Annotated in this window: 2 protein-coding genes; both read left to right on the forward strand. The window is 61.1% G+C overall.

Translation table 11 applies throughout. The features are described from left to right. Nucleotides 1-234: phage tail protein (locus CYR55_RS23095; protein WP_101818612.1), on the forward strand; the 234-nt coding region annotated here is incomplete at its 5' end. Continuing rightward, nucleotides 224-550 (forward strand): hypothetical protein (locus CYR55_RS23100; protein ID WP_146001054.1); only part of this gene is annotated, 327 nt, incomplete at its 3' end. The genes CYR55_RS23095 and CYR55_RS23100, both read left to right, overlap by 11 nt.

Below are 550 nucleotides of genomic sequence, written 5' to 3' on the forward strand. Positions count from 1 at the left end.
AACGACAGCGACGAAAACGCTGGGTCGCTGGATGACGCGCTTATTCTGCGCATGGCCACCCACAACGTGCCGATCGGCTCAATCCTGGAGTGGATGGAGACGCTGGCCAGCGGTGAGGCGATCCGCCGCTGGTGGTATGTGCACCGCAAGTTTAACTATGGCACCGCCTCGGTGGGCACGCTCTATTACTGCGTGCCGAGCCGCAGCTATGAGGGACTGATCAATGGCGAGTAACAACGCGCTGATGATGCGCTTCACCCGGGAGATGTTCGCCCCGAACGGCAAGCGTGAGCTGTCTTCCACCAGCGACGTAGATACAGGCCTGGCTAACACCCTACTGGGTGTGCTGGATGGCCTTACCGTGAGCGATGCGCGCAAATCTGCCCTGCCGCTTAAGCAATTCCTGGTGCGCAGCGCGCGGGACAAACTGAAGTTTGGGGACTTCGACGATGTGGAAGCCCTGCTACGGGCGATGCGGGCAGCCAATGGCGGGCGGCGTGACGATGGGAACAGCACGCTTAAGGACATCAACCGCGATGCGCTGCCTGTG

The sequence above is a fragment of the Chimaeribacter californicus genome (assembly GCF_002858675.1).
GTDB lineage: Bacteria > Pseudomonadota > Gammaproteobacteria > Enterobacterales > Enterobacteriaceae > Chimaeribacter > Chimaeribacter californicus.